Source organism: Marinobacter shunpengi, from assembly GCF_045449695.1.
GTDB lineage: Bacteria > Pseudomonadota > Gammaproteobacteria > Pseudomonadales > Oleiphilaceae > Marinobacter.
Genome location: NZ_JBJJKZ010000013.1, coordinates 224,411 through 243,051, shown reverse-complemented (window position 1 = coordinate 243,051; position 18,641 = coordinate 224,411). Strand labels below are relative to the sequence as shown.

Annotated in this window: 12 protein-coding genes; 2 read left to right on the top strand and 10 right to left on the bottom strand. The window is 60.6% G+C overall.

Annotated features, from left to right (window positions below):
* Positions 1-15: 15 nt before the first annotated feature.
* From astA to ACJO2E_RS10290, 3 genes are all read right to left on the bottom strand, one after another.
* Positions 16-1,059 (bottom strand): arginine N-succinyltransferase, encoded by a 1,044-nt coding sequence (astA, locus tag ACJO2E_RS10300; RefSeq protein ID WP_406963784.1) that lies wholly within the window; start codon positions 1,057-1,059, stop codon positions 16-18.
* 174 nt (positions 1,060-1,233) lie between these two features.
* Positions 1,234-2,448: an aspartate aminotransferase family protein gene (locus ACJO2E_RS10295; protein WP_406963783.1), complete on the bottom strand. Its 1,215-nt coding sequence runs from the start codon at positions 2,446-2,448 to the stop codon at positions 1,234-1,236.
* Between the two features lie 86 nt (positions 2,449-2,534).
* Positions 2,535-4,013 carry an exonuclease domain-containing protein gene (locus tag ACJO2E_RS10290; RefSeq protein ID WP_406963782.1) on the bottom strand — a complete coding sequence of 493 codons (1,479 nt, stop codon included), beginning with the start codon at positions 4,011-4,013 and terminating at the stop codon, positions 2,535-2,537.
* Between the two features lie 245 nt (positions 4,014-4,258).
* Between ACJO2E_RS10290 and ACJO2E_RS10285 the strand changes: the two genes are divergently transcribed.
* Entirely contained in the window at positions 4,259-5,365 is a 1,107-nt protein-coding gene (locus ACJO2E_RS10285; RefSeq protein ID WP_406963781.1) for a DcaP family trimeric outer membrane transporter, read from the top strand.
* 79 nt (positions 5,366-5,444) lie between these two features.
* Here ACJO2E_RS10285 and aceF read toward each other — a convergent pair whose 3' ends face one another.
* Together aceF and aceE are read right to left on the bottom strand one after the other, a co-directional pair.
* Positions 5,445-7,169, bottom strand: coding sequence for a dihydrolipoyllysine-residue acetyltransferase (gene aceF / locus ACJO2E_RS10280; protein WP_406963780.1), 1,725 nt, complete (start codon positions 7,167-7,169; stop codon positions 5,445-5,447).
* A 10-nt stretch (positions 7,170-7,179) separates the two neighbouring features.
* Positions 7,180-9,849, bottom strand: a complete 2,670-nt coding sequence (aceE, locus tag ACJO2E_RS10275) for a pyruvate dehydrogenase (acetyl-transferring), homodimeric type (RefSeq protein ID WP_406963779.1) — start codon at positions 9,847-9,849, stop codon at positions 7,180-7,182.
* Between the two features lie 590 nt (positions 9,850-10,439).
* On the opposite strand from aceE, the gene ACJO2E_RS10270 reads away from it, so the two are divergent.
* Positions 10,440-11,804, top strand: coding sequence for a KamA family radical SAM protein (locus ACJO2E_RS10270; RefSeq protein WP_406963778.1), 1,365 nt, complete (start codon positions 10,440-10,442; stop codon positions 11,802-11,804).
* A gap of 130 nt (positions 11,805-11,934) precedes the next feature.
* Here ACJO2E_RS10270 and pnp read toward each other — a convergent pair whose 3' ends face one another.
* The 5 genes from pnp to infB all read right to left on the bottom strand — a co-directional run bounded on the left by pnp (position 11,935) and on the right by infB (position 18,632).
* Positions 11,935-14,052 (bottom strand): polyribonucleotide nucleotidyltransferase, encoded by a 2,118-nt coding sequence (pnp, locus tag ACJO2E_RS10265; protein ID WP_406963777.1) that lies wholly within the window; start codon positions 14,050-14,052, stop codon positions 11,935-11,937.
* A gap of 306 nt (positions 14,053-14,358) precedes the next feature.
* The gene (gene rpsO, locus ACJO2E_RS10260) at positions 14,359-14,628 is read right to left on the bottom strand and encodes a 30S ribosomal protein S15 (RefSeq protein ID WP_406963776.1); all 270 of its coding nucleotides are present in this window, start codon (positions 14,626-14,628) and stop codon (positions 14,359-14,361) included.
* A gap of 86 nt (positions 14,629-14,714) precedes the next feature.
* Complete coding sequence (truB, locus tag ACJO2E_RS10255; protein ID WP_406963775.1) at positions 14,715-15,641, bottom strand: tRNA pseudouridine(55) synthase TruB; 927 nt, start codon at positions 15,639-15,641, stop codon at positions 14,715-14,717.
* A gap of 3 nt (positions 15,642-15,644) precedes the next feature.
* Positions 15,645-16,055, bottom strand: coding sequence for a 30S ribosome-binding factor RbfA (rbfA, locus tag ACJO2E_RS10250; RefSeq protein WP_406963774.1), 411 nt, complete (start codon positions 16,053-16,055; stop codon positions 15,645-15,647).
* Positions 16,056-18,632, bottom strand: a complete 2,577-nt coding sequence (gene infB / locus ACJO2E_RS10245; RefSeq protein WP_406963773.1) for a translation initiation factor IF-2 — start codon at positions 18,630-18,632, stop codon at positions 16,056-16,058.
* Positions 18,633-18,641: the final 9 nt, after the last annotated feature.

Sequence of the window (18,641 nt, the reverse complement as noted above, 5' to 3'; positions counted from 1 at the left end):
CCCTACAGGTATTGGTCAGAACAACGTTTCTTTCAAGGAGGCAATACGTACCTGATCGCCCTCACTGATGCCAAGCACCTCCATGATCGGCGCCGGCACCTGTACTTCGTCATCGCGTACGGCCTCCCTGGGAAGCGTGCCGACCCGGAAATCGTCGAAGGAGCGGTTGGAGATCATGACCTTGTCGCTGGCGGACAGGTTGTCCAGCAGCGGCCGGTCCACCCGTTTGACGGGGCGCAGGATGCTCTGGCGGATGGTGCGGATGTTGTGGAGGAAAGCTTCCACCACCGGGCCGCCATCGAAGATGTCCACCAGGCCGTTGAAGTTGAAACCCTCCGCCTGGAGCATGTTCAGGGCTGGTTCGGTATTGCGGTGGACTTTGCCAATCACGTCGGAGGCGCTTTCCGGCAGCAGTGACAGGTATATCGGAAACCGGGGCATGAGTTCGGCGATGAAAGATTTGTTGCCCCGGGCGGAGAGGCGGTCGGCCTCGACGAATTCCATGTCGAAGAAGCGTCGCCCAAGGGCGTCCCAGAGGGGGCTCTGGCCCTGGTCGTCGGAGACGCCCCGCATTTCGGCGAAGATCTTGTCGGAGAAGTGTTCGCGGAACTCGTCCAGGTACAGGAATCTCGCCCGGGAGAGCAGCAGGCCGTTACCGCCGCCCCGGTGGCTGTCCGCCAGCAGCAGGGAGCCGATTTCGGTGGCGTCGGTCATGTCGTTGGTGAGGTAGAGCGTGGGGGTGCGGACGTGGACGTCGAGTTCGCGGCTGTCGCTGACGGTGATGCTGAGGCGGTAGTTGTAGAACACTTCGTCCAGGCCCACCCTGGCCTGGATGCCGCTGATGCCGGCGCAGCATTGTTGTTCGGTGTCTTCCAGGGCGAACAGGTAGAGGCCGGCGTCGGGGGAGCGGCGGCCCTCGAAGGTGTCCCGGGCTTTCTGGATCTTGCGTTGGAGGAGTTCGCGTTCCGGCGGGAGGGTGGTCATGCCGTTGCCGGCGGAGGCGGCCATGGCGTAGAGGTCATCCAGATCTGTTTGCTGAAGTGGCCGGATGATCAGCATAAGCCCTCCAAGACTTCAGGTTTGGGTGCTGGGTCGGCGATCTGGTACTGCTTTCCGGGACACGCCGTGAATACCTCCCTGTAGGCTCTTCGAAAACGTCCCTGTTTTCGAAGGTCCCGGAAAGCAGTACCAGACCACCCACCGCGACATCCTGCAATTCGCCACAGGATTCTTCTACTTGGTCAGTGTAGCCACCGCTTTCTCAAAGCGCTCAAGCCCTTCCTCGATATCCTGATCCGGAATGATCAGGGACGGAGCCAGGCGGACCACGTCGGCGCCGGCGACCAGGATCATAAGACCCTCCGCCTGGGCCGCCGCCAGGAATTCCTTGGCCTTACCCTTCCACTGGTCGGTCAGGACACAGCCCAGCAACAGGCCTTCTCCGCGCACATGGCTGAAGATGTCGTATTTCTCGCCGATGGCCATCATGCCCTTGCGCAATTTTTCGGAACGGACCTTCACGCCCTTGAGGATGTCCGGCTGACTGATGGTGTCGACAACCTTCTGGGCCACGGCACAGGCCAGCGGGTTGCCGCCGTAGGTGCTGCCGTGGGTGCCGACGCCCAGGCTTTCTGCCACTTTCGCGGTGGTCAGCATGGCCGCCACCGGGAAGCCGCCGCCCAGGCCCTTGGCGCTGGTCAGGATGTCGGGGGTGACACCGTAGTGCTGGTAGGCGTAGAGGTGGCCGGTGCGTCCGGCGCCGCTCTGGACTTCGTCGAACACCAGCAGGGCATCGTGGTCATCGCACAGTTTCCGCAGGCCTTCCAGGAATTCCGGTTCAGCCGGCATGACGCCGCCCTCGCCCTGGATGGGTTCGACCACCACGGCACAGGTCTTTTCCTTCGAGATCAGTTCCTTGACCGAATTCAGGTCGTTGTAGGTGGCGTGGTGGATGCCGCCGGGGGCCGGTTCGAAACCTTCCAGGTACTTGGGCTGGCCGCCGACGCTGACGGTGAACAGGGTACGACCGTGGAAGGAGTTGGTGAACGCGATGATTTCGTGTTTTTCCGGGCCTTGGTGCTGCCAGCCATAGCGACGGGCGAGTTTGAAGGCGGCTTCGTTGGCTTCCCCGCCGGAGTTGGCGAAGAACACACGCTCGGCGAAGGTGAGTTCGCACAGGGTGCGGGCCAGGCGCAGGGCCGGTTCGTTGGTGAGTACGTTGGAGACATGCCAGAGCTTTTCTGCCTGTTCATACAGGGCGCCGATCAGACCCGGGTGGGCGTGTCCCAGGCTGTTGACGGCGATGCCGCCGGCGAAGTCGACGTACTCTCGGTCGTCCTGGTCCCAGACCCGTGACCCCTCGCCTCGCACGGGAATCATGGCGCCGGGGGCGTAGTTGGGTACCATGACATCGTTGAAGAGTTCGCGGGTGACGGGTTCTCTGTTCATAAGTTCCTCTCTGACCTTCCCGGGACCGGCCAACGGACCGGCGTGTAAAGCCCTATCATACGCCAGAGGGGCAGGTGCAGGAAAACTCAGGAGGTCCCGGGCTCCACTCCAAGGATGTCAGGCTTACCCACTGGCGGAAGTTCCAGGATTGTCAGGCCCTTTACCCCCTTCCCGGAGAGTGCCTTGACCACCAGTTTGTAGGAATCCATATCGAAGGTGACGGCGGTGCCGCGAAGGCTGAGGTCCTCCAGTTCTTCGTCAGAGCGCAGGGTGACCACATGCATCCAGTTGTAGATCACCAGGATCTCCGTTCGCCCGGTACCGGGGTTGTGTTCCCGCACGCCCACCGGCCCCTGCCAGGGCCAGGTTTTCAGTCGCAGACTGTGGAAGGCGATCTGTACCCGCAGGTTGTAGCGGATGACATCCTCAAGGCCTTCGCAGGCGCCCTTGCATCGGCCCAGGGTACGCTGGAAGCAGGGTCCTTCCTGATCCGGGGGTTCCAGATCCAGCAGGCGGTTGCACAGTTCGTTCTTGCCGGCAATGCCGGTTAGCGCCCTCTGGGCGTCGCGTTTGCTGCGAAACAGGCCGTAGTAGTCCCCGAGCCGGTGGGGTTCGACCTGCTGTACCAGGCGCGCCTGCAGATAGCCCTGGGCATTTTCGGTCAACTCGATGCTCCAGAGCGTCTTGGCGGGACGGGAACGGCGGTTGTACATCGGCCGCAGGGCCTTGATCTGGCGCAGCTCCAGTAACAGTGCGCCCAGTTCACCGGCGGTTTCCGTCCAGTCCACACGGCGCATGCTCTCGGACAGCCTCACGCCCTTGCTGGAGTTGTGGTCACCTGAGAAATGGGAGGCGACCCTCTGGGCGATGTTCGTGCTCTTGCCCACGTACAGCAGTACGTCGTTCTCGCCGTAGAAACGGTAGACGCCGGGCACCGACGGTATGTCGTCGAGCACATCCGGTGGCATGTGGGAAGGCACGCTGGGGCGCTGGAGCAGGGTGCGGACCGCCTGCTCTACGGCATCCACACCCTTGTCTTCCAGGGCGTGGGTAAAGAAGTCAACCATCGCGGAAACATCCCCCATGGCCCGGTGTCGCTGCACCTGGGCCAGGCCGTGGCGCTGGATCAGGGCGTCCATGTTGTGGCGACGATGTTCAGGATAGAGCCGCCGGGACAGCTTGACCGTACACAGCACCCGGGCCGAGAACGGTTGCACCAGGCGACGGAACTCCGCCTTGATAAAGCCATAGTCGAAGCGGGCGTTATGGGCAACGAAGATACAGCCCTCCAGGCGTTCCCGGAGTTCATCCGCAATGGCCCCGAACATCGGTGCATCGGCAACCATGTCATTGGTGATACCGGTGAAACGCTCGATATAGGCGGGAATCCTGGTCTGGGGGTTGACCAGGGTCTGCCATTCACCCACCACCTCACCATCACGCCAGAAGCGGATGCCGACTTCCGTGATCCGGTCGTGGCCGGCAGATCCACCGGTGGTTTCCAGATCCAGAAAGGCAAGGGTTGCGGAGCCCAGGAAGGCTTTCAAAGGGGTGCCGTCGTTCATCCCTGCATTATACGGAGGGCGAGACCAACTTCGTTAATGCAGCTTTCGAATACATACTGAGAGCTCTCCACAATTCGTCTAAAAAATCATTCATATTCGCCTATCAACATTGCAGTTTCGTTACTTGTTTGCCACGTTAGTGGGGTGTTCTACCGAAGAAGCGGAGAAATAACGGCAAACTACACATGTAACGCAACAGAGAGAGGACGAACATGAAGAAGAATGTACTCGCCAAGGCAATTGGCTTGACATCCGCTGCAATGGCACTGGGCATCGCGTCCGGTCAGGCAGCCGCCGTCGAGTTCGAAGCAGGTGACGTCATGCTCGACGTGTACGGCTACGCTCAACTGAATGCGGTTTACGACATTGATCAGGACATCGGCCTGGATACTCAGGCTGGTCACTTCCCTTACCTGTTTGACAACGACGATGGCCGGGATGGCCATTTTGATGCCGACGCGCAGCAGTCCCGGCTCGGTGTCACCGCCACCCACGCCAGTGGCGTCAGCGTAACCGTTGAAGGCGACTTCCGCGGTGGCGACTTCCGCCTGCTACGCGCCTACGGTGAATATGGCAACTGGATGGCCGGTCGCAACTGGTCTAACTACACCAGTTTCGTGGGCTGGACACCTACCCTGGACTTTGACGGCCTGGCCGGCCTTGCTGGGATACAGGACCGCGCAGCACAAGTTCGCTACTCTAACGGCCCCTGGTCGTTCTCGGTGGAAGACCCTAACTTTCAGAGAATCGCGGATACCGATGACGAAAAGCAGAGTGCTCCCGTGGTTACCGCTCGCTATGAAGACGCTCTCACTTCCAATGTGATGTTCAGCGCTGGCGCTTTGCTGCAATACCTGTCCTATGACGAAGGCGATGCCGGTGACGACGACAATGCCGTTGGCATGGCTGGCTATGTTGCCGCTGATATCTCACTGACCGACGCCCTCACCCTGCACGGCGTACTGAATGCCTCAGATGGCGCCAACGGCTACCTCTACCGTTCCGGTGATAGTGGCTTTGGCGGGAACGATGCCTATCTTGATGGCAGCAGCCTGGAAACCATCTCCGGTTATGGCGGCACAATCGGTGCGTCTGCCGATGTCGGAGCAGGCACTCTGAACGCAGGCTACGGCTTGGTCGAGATGGACTGGGACGACTATGAAAGCGATGTGGGCGCCGCAGCGGCGGATGCCCGGGTTGAAACCAACAGCAACGCCTTCGTGAACTATCAGTGGAATCCCATTGAGCACGTGATGCTGGGCGTTGAATACGGTTACTTCAAGTCCGAGCTCTACAGTGGCGATAGCGAAGACGCCCAACGGGTCATGTTCGCATCCCGCTACAGCTTCTGATAATCCCACCTGAAATCGGCGTCCCCCGCTCCGGGGGACGCCTCTTCTTCCTACCGACCTTCGCCGATCAGGCTACCCGCTAAAGCAGCAACTGCCGGATATCCCCCAACACCTGCGCCAGGTAGTTGGTGAACCGCGCCGCATCGGCGCCATTCACCGCCCGGTGGTCGTAGGACAGGGACAGCGGCAGCATCAGCCGGGGCTGGAAGGCCTCGCCATCCCACACCGGTTTCATCGCCGCCTTGGACACCCCGAGGATCGCCACTTCCGGCGTGTTCACAATGGGCGTGAAGGCGGTGCCACCGATGCCACCCAGGCTGGTGATGGAGAAGCAGGCACCCTGCATCTCTGCCGGCTTGAGCTTCTTGTCCCGGGCCTTGTCCGCCAGTTCCTGGGCTTCCGCCGCCAGTTGCCAGAGGCCCTTCTGGTCCACGTCCCGGATCACTGGGACCATCAGCCCATGGGGCGTGTCCACAGCGATGCCGATGTGGATGTACTTCTTGCGCACCACCTCCTTGCGCTCCATGTCCAGAGACACGTTGAACTGGGGCAGCGCTTCCAGGGCGGCGGCGCAGGCCTTGAGGATAAACGGCAGCGGCGTGAGCTTGACGCCCTTTTTCTCGCCCGCCTGTTTCTGGCCCTTGCGGAAGGCCTCCATCTCGGTGATGTCGGCATCGTCGAACTGGGTCACGTGGGGCACGTTGAGCCAGCTCTTCTGCATGTTGGTGGCGGTAGCCGTCATCATGCGGGACATGGCTTCCCGTTCCACCTCGCCGAACTGGCTGAAGTCCGGCAGCTTGATGCCCGGGATGCCCGCACCTTCCACGGAACCACCCTCCTGGACCTTCTTCAGGTTCTGGCGGATGTAGGCTTCCACATCCTCCTTGAGGATGCGGTGCTTCGGGCCACTCGGTTTGACCTTGGTGAGATCAGCCCCCAGTTCCCGGGCCACCTTGCGCACCGCCGGACCTGCATGGACCTTGCTGCCGGGCGTCGGCGGTTGATAGGTGCTGTCGCCCTGCCCTTCATCCGGGGCGGACGCTTCCTCCTTGCCAGCATCCTTTTCACCCCTGGCCGGTTTGCGCTCCTTGTCACTGCGAGGCTCTTCGGACTTGCCGGTGTCGTTCGCGTCATCGGCTTCGTCACCGCCAGCCTCTTCGACGGTCATCTCCAGCAGGTCATCGCCTTCGGAGAGCTTGTCCCCTTCCTTCACCAGGATCTTCCCGACCTTGCCGGCATAGGGGGACGGGATTTCCATGGTGGCCTTGTCGGATTCGACGGTGACCAGCGGATCTTCCTCGGAGACGGTATCGCCTTCGCTGACATTGATCTCGATGACCGGCACATTCTCGAAGCCGTCCAGGGGCGGGACCTTGACGGTCTCCTTGCGACTACCGCCCTTCTTTCCTGAGCTTTTCTGCTTGTCGGTCTCGCTGTCGTCTTTCGACGCCTTTTCCTTGTCACCGTCCGAGTCGGCATCCTTTTCCTTCGACTCGTCCGTGTCCTTCTCGGCTTTTTCCGGTTCGTCGTCTTCGTCGTTGTCCTCGCTGCTGTCACCACCGGCACCATCAGCATCGATGGTGCCGACCACATCGCCCTCGCTGAGCTTGTCGCCCACCTTGACGGACAGCTTGGTGATCTTGCCGGCATAGGGAGCCGGCAGCTCGACGGAAGCCTTGTCGGACTCCACGGTCAGGATGGGATCCTCCTCCTCAACCGTGTCACCCTCGCTGACCAGCACTTCGATCACCTCAACCTCGTCCGCGCCGCCGAGGTCGGGAACCTTGATCTCCTGTTCACTCATGGTTACCTCCTCAGCTCAGCACCGGATTGGGTTTGTTACGGTCGATGCCGTACGTGCGCATGGCCTCCAGCACCTGGTCGTTCTTGACCTCGCCGTCTTTCGCCAACGCGGACAGGGCACTGATCGTCACGTAGTACCGGTCCACCTCGAAGAAGTGGCGCAGTTTCTCGCGGGTATCACTGCGACCGAAGCCGTCGGTGCCCAGGGTGAAGTAGGTCTTGGGAATGTAGGCCCGCAGTTGTTCGGAGTGCAGCTTGATGTAGTCAGTGGCCGAGACCACCGGGCCCTGCTGCTTCTCCAGGCACTGGGTGACGTAGGCCTTTTTCTGGGTGTCGTCCGGATGCAGGTGGTTCCAGCGCTCCACGTGCATGCCGTCCCGGGCCAGTTCGTTGTAGCTGGTGACGCTCCAGACGTCGCTGGCCACGCCCCAGTCATCCTTCAATAGCTGTGCCGCTGCCCGGACCTCGTTGAGGATGGCGCCAGAGCCCAGCAACTGAACCCGGGGAGTCTTCTTGCGGCCCTTGGTTTCAACCGATTCGAACTTGTACATGCCCTTGATGATTTTCTCGGCCAGGCCCTTGGTCTTGGGCATGGCGGGCTGGTGGTAGTTCTCGTTCTCGATGGTGAGGTAGTAGAAGACGTGGCGGTTGTCCTCGAACATCTCCTTGATGCCATGCTGCACCACCACGGCCATTTCGTAGCCGAAGGCCGGGTCGTAGCTGCGGCAGTTAGGCACGACGTTGAACAGCACGTGGCTGTGGCCATCCTGGTGCTGCAGGCCTTCGCCGTTCAGCGTGGTGCGGCCGGCGGTGCCGCCGATCAGGAAGCCCTTGGCCTGCATGTCGCCGGAGGCCCAGACCAGGTCCCCCACCCGCTGGTAACCAAACATGGAGTAGAAGATATAGAACGGGATCAACGGGAAGTTATTGTGGCTGTAGGAGGTGGCGGCAGCCATCCAGGCGGCCATGGAACCGTCCTCGTTGATGCCTTCCTGCATGATCTGGCCTTTCTTGTCCTCCCGGTAGTACATGATCTGGTCCCGGTCCTGGGGCACGTACTTCTGGCCTTCGGAGGTGTAGATACCCAACTGGCGGAACATGCCTTCCATGCCGAAGGTTCTTGCCTCGTCGGGGACGATGGGCACCACCCGCTTGCCGACACGCTTGTCCTTCACCAGGGCGTTGAGCAGGCGCACGAAGGTCATGGTGGAAGACACTTCCCGGTCACCGGAGCCGTCCAGCACGGATTTGAAGATATCCAGCTCGGGCACCTTCAGGGGCTGGCTGTCCTTGCGCCGCTTGGGATAGAAGCCGCCCAGTTCCTGCCGGCGCTTGTTCATGTAGACGATTTCCGGGCTGTCAGGCGCCGGACGATAGTAGGGCACGTCCTCCAGTTCGTCGTCCTTCAGGGGGATGCCGAAGCGGTCCCGGAAAGCCTTGAGGGCGTCCTTGTCCAGCTTCTTGAGGGAGTGGGCGGTGTTCTGGGCCTCGCCTGCCGCGCCAAAGCCGTAGCCCTTGATGGTGTGGGCCAGGATCACGGTCGGTCGGCCGTTGGCCTCGGTGGCCGCTTTCTGGTAGGCCGCGTAGACCTTGTAGGGGTCGTGGCCACCGCGGTTGAGCTTCTTGATGTCCTCATCGGACAGGTCTTCGGCGAGCTTGGCCAGCTCCGGGTACTTGCCGAAGAATTCCTTGCGGGTGTAAGCCGGGCCCTGGCTGATGTAGTTCTGCAATTCGCCGTCAACCGCCTCATCCATGGCCCGTTGCATGACACCGTCCTCGTCCTTCTCGAACAGCGGGTCCCACATGCGGCCCCAGACCACCTTGATGACGTTCCAGTCGGCACCCCGGAAGATGCCTTCCAGTTCCTGGATGATCTTGCCGTTACCCCGTACCGGGCCGTCCAGGCGCTGCAGGTTGCAGTTCACCACGAAAATGAGGTTGTCCAGCTTCTCGCGACCGGCCTTGGAGATGGAGCCCAGAGTCTCAGGTTCGTCGCACTCGCCATCGCCCACGAAGCACCAGACCTTGCGATCGCCCATGTCGATCAGCTCACGACTGTGCAGGTACTTCATGACGTGGGCCTGGTAGATGGCCTGGATCGGACCCAGGCCCATGGACACGGTGGGGAACTGCCAGTAGTCCGGCATCAGCCAGGGGTGCGGGTAGGAGGACAGGCCATTGCCGTCCACCTCTTCCCGGTACTTGTCCAGTTGTTCCTCGTCAAATCGACCTTCCAGGTAGGAGCGGGCATAAATGCCCGGGGAGGCATGGCCCTGGAAGTAGATCAGGTCGCCCTCACGCTTTTCATCACCACCGTGAAAGAAGTAGTTGAAGCCCACGTCGTACAGGGTGGCGGCGGACGAGAACGTGGACACGTGCCCGCCCAGCTCCCCGGGACGCTTATTGGCCCGTAGCACCATGGCTAGCGCGTTCCAGCGGATCAGCGAGCGGATACGCCGTTCCATGAACAGGTCCCCCGGCATGCGGGCCTCGTCCCTGAGCGGGATGGTGTTGCGGAACGGCGTGGTGATGGAGTAAGGCAGTTCCGTGCCTTCCCGGCTGGCCCGTTCGGACAATCGCTCAAGGATGTACTTCGCCCGCTCGACACCCTCGTTCTCGATCAGGGATTCCAGTGCGTCCAGCCATTCGCTGGTTTCAGTGGGGTCTTCATCCTGGTACATCGAACCCTCCCATGTTTTGTATGGTGCGGCCAGGGCGCCGCGCGAAGGGGTGTTTCAAGGCTGTGCAAACACACCCGAAGAGAAGAGTGGCCACCACAAGCATAGAACAGCCCCACCGAATTCACCGGTATCGGGACAGGTTTGTGGTGATAACCGGGGGCGCCATTGCCGCCGGGATTTTTCAGAGGAACTTCAAGACTATAGTCAACGCGGGACAATGACCACAACCCAACCAAGGTCGAAGGCGGATACGGGAGCACATAGGGGATGTACGTATTACCCCGAGGTCAGGATGCCTCCATCTCCCCGGGGCCACAAAGCTTTTCACACTAAAGATCTCCAGCGAACCGTCCGCCCCTCAAATATTGCAGTTAAAAGTCGTTATTTTTACCAAAGACGCAGATAAATCACATAATCTCCTGAAATCTCATAAAAATAGCCAGAAGAAAACCAGGGTAGGCGGGGATTCTTTTAATTAGACCTGAAAATGTTGTCCCTTTCCGGTATACTTGCCTGCCCGTTTTTTGACCAGTGGTGACTGATACGATCCGGTCAGTCACCGGCCATTTCACTCAGACAGAGGGCGATTCATGAATTCCATCGTCACCTTTCCGAACCGGATTCCGACCGTCGAGTTTGAAGAGCGTCGTTTTCAGGTTTACACCGATCGCCAGCTCGACAAGATTGAGGTTATCCAGAATCTCCCGGAAGAAACCCTGTTCGAAATGAAAGTGGTGGCCAGTGTGCTACCGTTCCGGGTCAACGAATACGTGATCAACGAACTGATCGACTGGAACAAGGTTCCCAATGACCCGCTTTACCAGCTCGTATTCCCGCAGAAGGGAATGCTGAAGGACGAGCACTACGAGCGCATGGCCAGGCTGCACCGGGAAGGCGCGGACAAGAAGCTGATCCAGTCCGTGGCGAAGGAAATCCGCGACGAACTGAACCCGCACCCGGCGGGCCAGATGGAAATGAACCAGCCCATGCTGGACGGCGAGCCCCTGGAAGGCCTGCAACACAAGTACCGGGAAACCGTGCTGTTCTTCCCCGCCCAGGGGCAGACCTGCCACTCCTACTGCACCTTCTGTTTCCGCTGGGCGCAGTTTGTCGGTGACAAGGACCTGAAGATGGCCAGCACCGACGCCGAGAAACTGCACGGCTACCTGAAGGAGCACACCGAGGTCAGCGACCTGCTGATGACCGGCGGCGACCCCATGGTCATGAAGACCAAGAACCTGGTGCAGTACCTGGAGCCCCTGCTGGGGCCGGAGTTTGACCATATCCAGACCATCCGCATCGGCACCAAGGCGCTGACCTTCTGGCCGTACCGCTTTGTCACTGACAAGGACGCCGACGAGCTGATCGAGCTGTTCGCCAGGCTGGTGGATGCCGGCAAGCACGTAGCCCTGATGGCCCATTACAACCACTGGCAGGAGATCACCACCGATATCGCGGAAGAGGCCATTCGCCGCATCCGTGCCACCGGTGCCGAGATCCGCGCCCAGGGCCCACTGATCAAGCACGTCAACGACGACGCCGATGCCTGGGCCAGGCTGTGGAAGAAGCAGGTGAAGCTGGGCATCATCCCCTACTACATGTTTGTGGAGCGGGACACCGGCGCCAAGAACTACTTCGAGGTGCCCCTGGCAAAAGCCTACGAGGTCTATCGGGAAGCCATGAAGCAGGTATCCGGCCTGGGCCGTACCGCCCGCGGCCCCAGCATGAGTGCCGGCCCCGGCAAAGTGGAGATCCAGGGCATCGCCGAGATCAAGGGCGAGAAGGTGTTCGTTCTGCGCTTCCTGCAGGGCCGCAACCCGGACTGGGTGCAGCGCCCCTTCTTTGCCAAGTACAGCGACACCGCCACCTGGCTGCATGAGCTGGAGCCGGCGTTCGGCGAGGAGAAGTTCTTCTTCGAGGACGAGTACGAGCAGATGCGCAAGGGTAACGGCTGATAAAGCCCCCCGTGACGCCGAGAAGGGCAGCCCGCGGGCTGCCCTTTTTTGTGGGCCGGGATTTTATCGGACCCATAACGCAGAAAGCCGCCCCGGTCTCCCGGGACGGCTTTCAGGTACAGCGTAATGCTTAGCTGAAGTCGGTCGGCTGCTCGCCTTCCTTCACTTCCTTCATGGACAGCTTCACGCGGCCACGGTTGTCCACATCCAGCACCTTGACGGTGACTACCTGACCTTCGCTGAGCACGTCGGTGACGTTCTCGACGCGCTGGTCGGAAATCTGGGAGATGTGCACCAGGCCGTCCTTGCCGGGCAGGATGTTGACGAAGGCACCGAATTCCATGATGCGCTCGACCTTGCCCTTATAGATGGCACCGACTTCGATCTCCGCAGTGATTTCCTTTACCCGGTTGACCGCTGCCTGAGCTGCAATCTGGGTGTCGGCGTAGATCTTCACGTTGCCGTCATCGTCCAGGTCGATGGAGGCGCCGGTCTCGTCACAGATTGAGCGGATGGTGGCGCCGCCCTTGCCGATCACGTCACGGATCTTGTCCGGATGGATCTTGATGGTGGTGATGCTCGGCGCACGCTCGGACAGCTCGGCCCGGGGCTTGGCAATGACCTTGGCCATTTCACCCAGGATGTGCTGGCGGGCTTCGTGGGCCTGCTCCAGGGCAAGCTCCATGATCTCGTCGGTGATGCCGTTGATCTTGATGTCCATCTGCAGGGCGGTAACGCCTTCAGAGGTACCGGCCACCTTGAAGTCCATGTCACCCAGGTGATCCTCGTCACCCAGGATATCGGTCAGTACCGCAAACTTCTCGCCTTCCTTCACCAGGCCCATGGCGATACCGGCTACCGGTGCCTTGATGGGCACACCCGCGTCCATCAGCGCCAGGGAAGAGCCACACACGGAGGCCATGGAGCTGGAACCGTTGGACTCGGTGATCTCGGATACGGCGCGGATGGTGTACGGGAATTCCTCAATCGTCGGCATAACAGCCGCAACGCCACGCTTCGCCAGACGACCGTGACCTACCTCGCGACGACCCGGCGTACCAACACGACCGGCCTCACCCACGGAATAGGGAGGGAAGTTGTAGTGGAACAGGAACGGGTCCTTTCGCTCACCTTCCAGGGCATCGATGATCTGCATGTCCCGGGCGGTGCCCAGGGTAGTGGTCACGATGGCCTGGGTCTCGCCACGGGTGAACAGGGCGGAGCCGTGGGTGCTGGGCAGCACGCCAACCTCGATGTTGATCGGGCGAACGGTCTTGTTGTCGCGACCATCGATACGGGGCTTGCCTTCGATGACCTGCTGGCGAACCACGTTCTTCTCAACCTTGCCGAAGTACTTCTTGACCTCTTCTTCAGAGGGCTGGCCCTCTTCTTCGCCGGCCAGCTTCTCGACGGCGGCGTCCTTGATTTCCTTCAGCTTCGCATACCGCTCCATCTTGTCACGGATAGCGTAGGCTTCAGCGATATCACCGCCGAAACCTTCCTTGATGGCATTCAGCAGATCCGTATTTTCCGGCTCCGGCTGCCAGTCCCAGCGAGGTTTACCGACTTCCGCAGCAAACTCCTTGATGGCGGCAACCGCGGACTGCATCTCCTGATGGGCAAACAGCACGCCGCCCAGCATCTGGTCTTCGGTCAGGCCCTTGGCTTCGGATTCAACCATCAGCACGGCATCTTCAGTACCGGCAACCACCATGTCCAGCAGCGAGGTTTCCAGCTCTTCGAAGGTCGGGTTCAGGAAGTAGCCACGCTCATTGGTGAACGCCACACGGGAGGCACCAATGGGGCCATCAAACGGAATACCGGAGATGGACAGGGCAGCGGAAGCGGCCAGCATGGCGGCAATGTCCGGATCCTGGGTCTTGCTGGAAGACATGACCGTCAGGATGACCTGGGTTTCGTTCATGTACCCGTTGGGAAACAGGGGACGAATCGGACGGTCGATCAGGCGGGAGGTCAGGGTTTCCTTCTCGGAAGGACGCCCCTCACGCTTGAAGAAACCACCGGGAATCTTGCCCACGGCGTAAGTCTTCTCGAAATAGTTGACGGTCAGCGGGAAAAAAGGCTGACCGGGTTTGGCCTCTTTTGCACCAACCACCGTACCCAGTACGGAAATATCGTCGATGGTCACCAGCACCGAGCCGGTGGCCTGGCGGGCAATACGGCCCGTTTCGAGGGTGACGGTCTTACCGCCGAGCTCGAAGGTTTTCTTGGTTGCTTGTGGAATCACAATAGCTCCTGATTTCGCTTGAGTGTCCAATGCACCAGACCAGGATGACGCGGTCCCGAAACCCTGCTACCGGAAAGCGAACAGGCTGTTGCAAAACCCCGGAGCACAAAGCCCGGGCCTTTCAACAACCTGCTATCGGCGCTCTCGGTCATGACAGCAGAAGCACTTCGGTAGTGGCGTAACAACCGGTTCTGGTACCGGTTAGGGTGGAAAAGCATACCCCGATGACAGGCACGGACCGAAACCCGTCCCAGCCATCGGAGCACAGGCCGGCACCAGGATGGCACCGGCCGGCAGGTCGTCCGCTTAGCGACGCAGACCCAGACGCTGGATCAGTTCCAGGTAACGGTCGGCGTTTTTGCGCTTCAGGTAGTCCAGCAGCTTACGACGCTGGTTAACCATGCGAATCAGGCCGCGGCGGGAATGGTGATCCTGCTTGTTGGCCTTGAAGTGGTCCTGCAGCTTGTCGATGTTAGCGCTCAGCAGGGCAACCTGTACTTCAGGAGAACCTGTGTCGCTATCGCCTTGCTGGTAGTCCTTGACGATCTGTGCTTTTTCCTCGGCTGAAAGTGCCATAAATCACCTCATTGTATGCGATGCCTGAAATCATCCGGCCGAACCGCGCATCTCTGCAGCCCGGCTAGGCAGCGGTTTCCCGAAGGCTACCGACTGCTTGAAACCAGACGACGTGGCACGATCTTGATCGCGTCATCGCCATCCGGCTGCCCTTCTCCGAGACCGACGAAAAGGCTGTCACCGTAGAGCCTGACCGGTCCGGAGAAAGACTGACCCGATATTCTAACGGGTTGTCCGTTCAATATCGACCGTAAATTTTGCCCCTCCAGAGCCAGTTCCGGGAACATGGTCAGGGCCTTGTCCGGGGCCACCAGCAGGCCATCCAGGGACTCGCCCTGCTCCCGCATCTGCTCAAGATCCGCGACCTGGTGAACATCGTCCAGCGTGAATCCCGACGCCAGTGTGCGGCGCAATGCGGACACATGGGCACCGCAGCCAAGAGCTTCGCCGATGTCTTCCACCAGGTTGCGGACGTAGGTGCCCTTGGTGCAATGCACCGCCAAGTCCAACTCTCCGTCGCGAACCGCCAGAAGCGTCAATTCATGGATGGTCACCGGGCGCGCGGGCCGCTCCACCTCAATGCCTTCCCGGGCGTATTCATAGAGGGGCCGCCCCTGGTGCTTGAGGGCCGAGTACATGGATGGCACCTGCTCGATATCACCCCGGAAATCCGTCAACACTGATTCGATATCACTTTCGGTCAATCCGGGCGGTACCGGACGCTCCGCCACCACAGCTCCCTCGCTGTCGGCGGTTTCTGTACGGATACCCAGGCGGGCGGTGGTGACATAGGCCTTGTCACTGTCGAGCATCAACTGGGAGAACTTGGTGGCCTCGCCAAAACACAATGGCAGCACACCGGTAGCCAGGGGATCCAGCGCCCCGGTGTGTCCCGCCTTGGCGGCACCATAGAGACGCTTGACCTGCTGGAGGACACCGTTGGACGTCACCCCCGCCGGCTTGTCGATGACCAGGATGCCGTTGACGTCACGGCCCTTTCGTCTGCGAGCCAAGCGTCAGGTCTCCTCGCCGGCATCGTCATCCCGACCCACCGCAGGCTTCTTGCCAACGGCCTGGTTGATCAGGCTGTCGATGTGACGGCTCTGGCCCTGCAGGGTGTCGAAGTGGAAACGAAGCTGCGGAATCACCCGCAGCTTCATGGCGCGACCGAGCTGCCCCCGGAGGAATCCGGAGGCATTGCGCAGCACTTTCAGGGAGTCCTGCACCTCGCCGGACTCCTCCGTCAGCTCCTCGGTACTCAGCAGGGAGACGTAGATATCGGCATAGCCGAGGTCCCGGCTGACACGCACCGCATTGATGGTCACCATACCCACGCGGGGGTCCTTGACCTCCCGCATGATCAGATGGGACAGCTCCTTCTGGATCTGGTCACCAATGCGGTCGAGACGACTGAACTCTCTTGGCATTTATGATCCCGTGGATTCCAGCTTGCGTTCGACACGAACCCGATCAAACACCTCGATCTGGTCGCCTACTTTCACATCGTAGCCCTTAACGCCGATACCACACTCCATGCCGTTGCGTACTTCCGGCACGTCATCCTTGAAGCGGCGCAGGGATTCCAGCTCACCCTCGAAGATCACCACATTGTCACGCAGCACGCGGATCGGCTTATTCCGGTAGACGGTACCTTCCACCACCATACAGCCGGCCACCTGGCCGAACTTCGGTGAGCGGAACACGTCCCGCACCTCGGCGATACCTACGATATCTTCCCGGAATTCGGGCGCCAGCATGCCGGTCAGGGCCGCCTTCACATCGTCGATCAGGTTGTAGATGATGCTGTAGTAGCGAAGATCGACACCTTCCTGCTCCACCAGGCGCTTGGCCGAGGTATCTGCACGGACGTTAAAGCCGAAGACCACCGCGTTGGACGCCACTGCCAGACTGATATCGGTCTCGGCGATACCACCCACGCCGGAGGACACAATCTTCACCTGGACCTCGTCATTCCCCAGGTCCAGCAGCGCCTTGGTGATGGCTTCCAGGGAACCACGAACGTCGGTCTTGAGTACCACGTTGAGGGTCTTGACCTCGTCCTTGCCCATATTCTCGAACAGGTTCTCCAGCTTGGCCGCCTGCTGACGCTGCAGCCGCTGCTCACGCTCACGGGTCTGTCGGAACTCGGCCAGTTCCTTCGCCTTACGCTCATCGGCCACGGCGAAGAACTCGTCACCGGCGTCCGGGGTACCGTTGAGACCCAGGATCTCCACGGGAATAGACGGCCCCGCTTCCTTAACCTGCTTGCCGGCTTCATCGGTCATGGCACGGACCTTACCGTACCAGGCGCCTGCAACGACCATCTCACCCTGACGAAGCGTGCCGTTCTGGACCAGCACAGTAGCGACAGAACCACGACCACGTTCCAGGGAGGATTCCACCACCACGCCCTTGGCCGGCGCATCCCTGACTGCTTCCAGCTCAAGAATCTCCGCCTGCAGCAGTACCGCTTCAAGCAGGTTCTCGATGCCATCGCCGGTATGAGCGGATACCGGCACGAACTGTACGTCGCCGCCCCACTCTTCGGGAATCACGTCCATGCCGGCCAGTTCGTTCTTGATGCGGTCCGGGTCGGCCTCTTCCTTGTCCATCTTGTTGATGGCAATGACCAGGGGCACGCCGGCTGAACGCGCATGGTCCACAGCTTCCTTGGTCTGTGGCATGACACCGTCGTCGGCGGCCACCACCAGGATGACGATATCGGTACACTGAGCACCACGGGCACGCATGGCGGTAAACGCCGCGTGGCCCGGGGTATCCAGGAAGGACACCATGCCGTGATCGGTTTCCACGTGGTAGGCGCCGATATGCTGGGTAATACCACCGGACTCGCCTGACGCAACCTTGGTGCGACGGATATAGTCCAGCAGTGAGGTCTTGCCATGGTCAACGTGACCCATAACACTGACCACCGGCGCGCGACGGGATTTTTCGCCTCCGCTCTCGGCGGCGATCTCGCTGATCACCTCTTCTTCAAAGGCATCCTCACTGACCGTCTTGGGCTTGTGTCCCAGTTCCTCGGTGACCAGCACAGCGGTTTCCTGGTCCAGGGCCTGGTTAATAGTGGCCATCACACCCATACCCATCAGGGTCTTGATCACATCGGCTGCCTTGACGGCCATGCGCTGGGCGAGATCACCAACGGTAATCGTTTCGGGGATTTCGACTTCTCTGACCATTGGTTTGGTTGGCTTCTCGAAGCCATGCCTTTTCTCTTTGGGTTTCTTTTTCGCCCGCAACGGCTTGCGCAGGGTGGTGTCCTCTTCTTCTTCGGACATCACGATGGGCTCTTCCACCGGGCGACTACGAGGTCCGCGATGACCGGCGGACTTCTTCTTCGGCTTGCCTTCTTCCACCTCGTCGGAGCGCTCACGGGCCTTCTCTTTCTTCTTCTTGGCCTTGCGCTCCTTGTCCTTCGCGGTTTCAGGGTCCGGCGGCGGCATCGGCATATCGTCTTCCGCTGCCGTGTTGGCTGGCTTCACCGCCTTGTTGGTTTCCTCTTTCGCACCTTCCTCGCCAACGGCAATGGGGCCGGTTTCCGGGGTCGGCTCCGGCTTGGCCGGCTCTGACTCCTGGGAGGGCTGCTCCGGTGCCGCCTCAGCGGTCGGCTGCGGCTGTGGCGCTGATTCCGCCTTCTCTTCCACCGGGGCTTCCGGCTGCTCCGCCTCTGCCTCTGGCTGCAGTTCCGTGCGCTTCACGTAGGTACGACGCTTGCGCACTTCGACGTTGACGGTCTTGCCGCGGTTGCCACCACCAGTCTTCAGGGTCGTGGTTGTCTTCCGCTTGAGGGTTATCTTGCTCGGTTCGGCGGCGGCCTCACCGTGGTTCTTGCGCAGATACGTCAGCAACTGCTGTTTCTCATCGCTGGTCACGGAATCATTTTCGGAACGGGCCTCAAGGCCGGCTTCCACGATCTGACGCAGCAAACGATCCACGGGAGCGCCTACATCATCGGCCAGTTGTTTAACGGTTACTTCTGCCATACTGGTCCT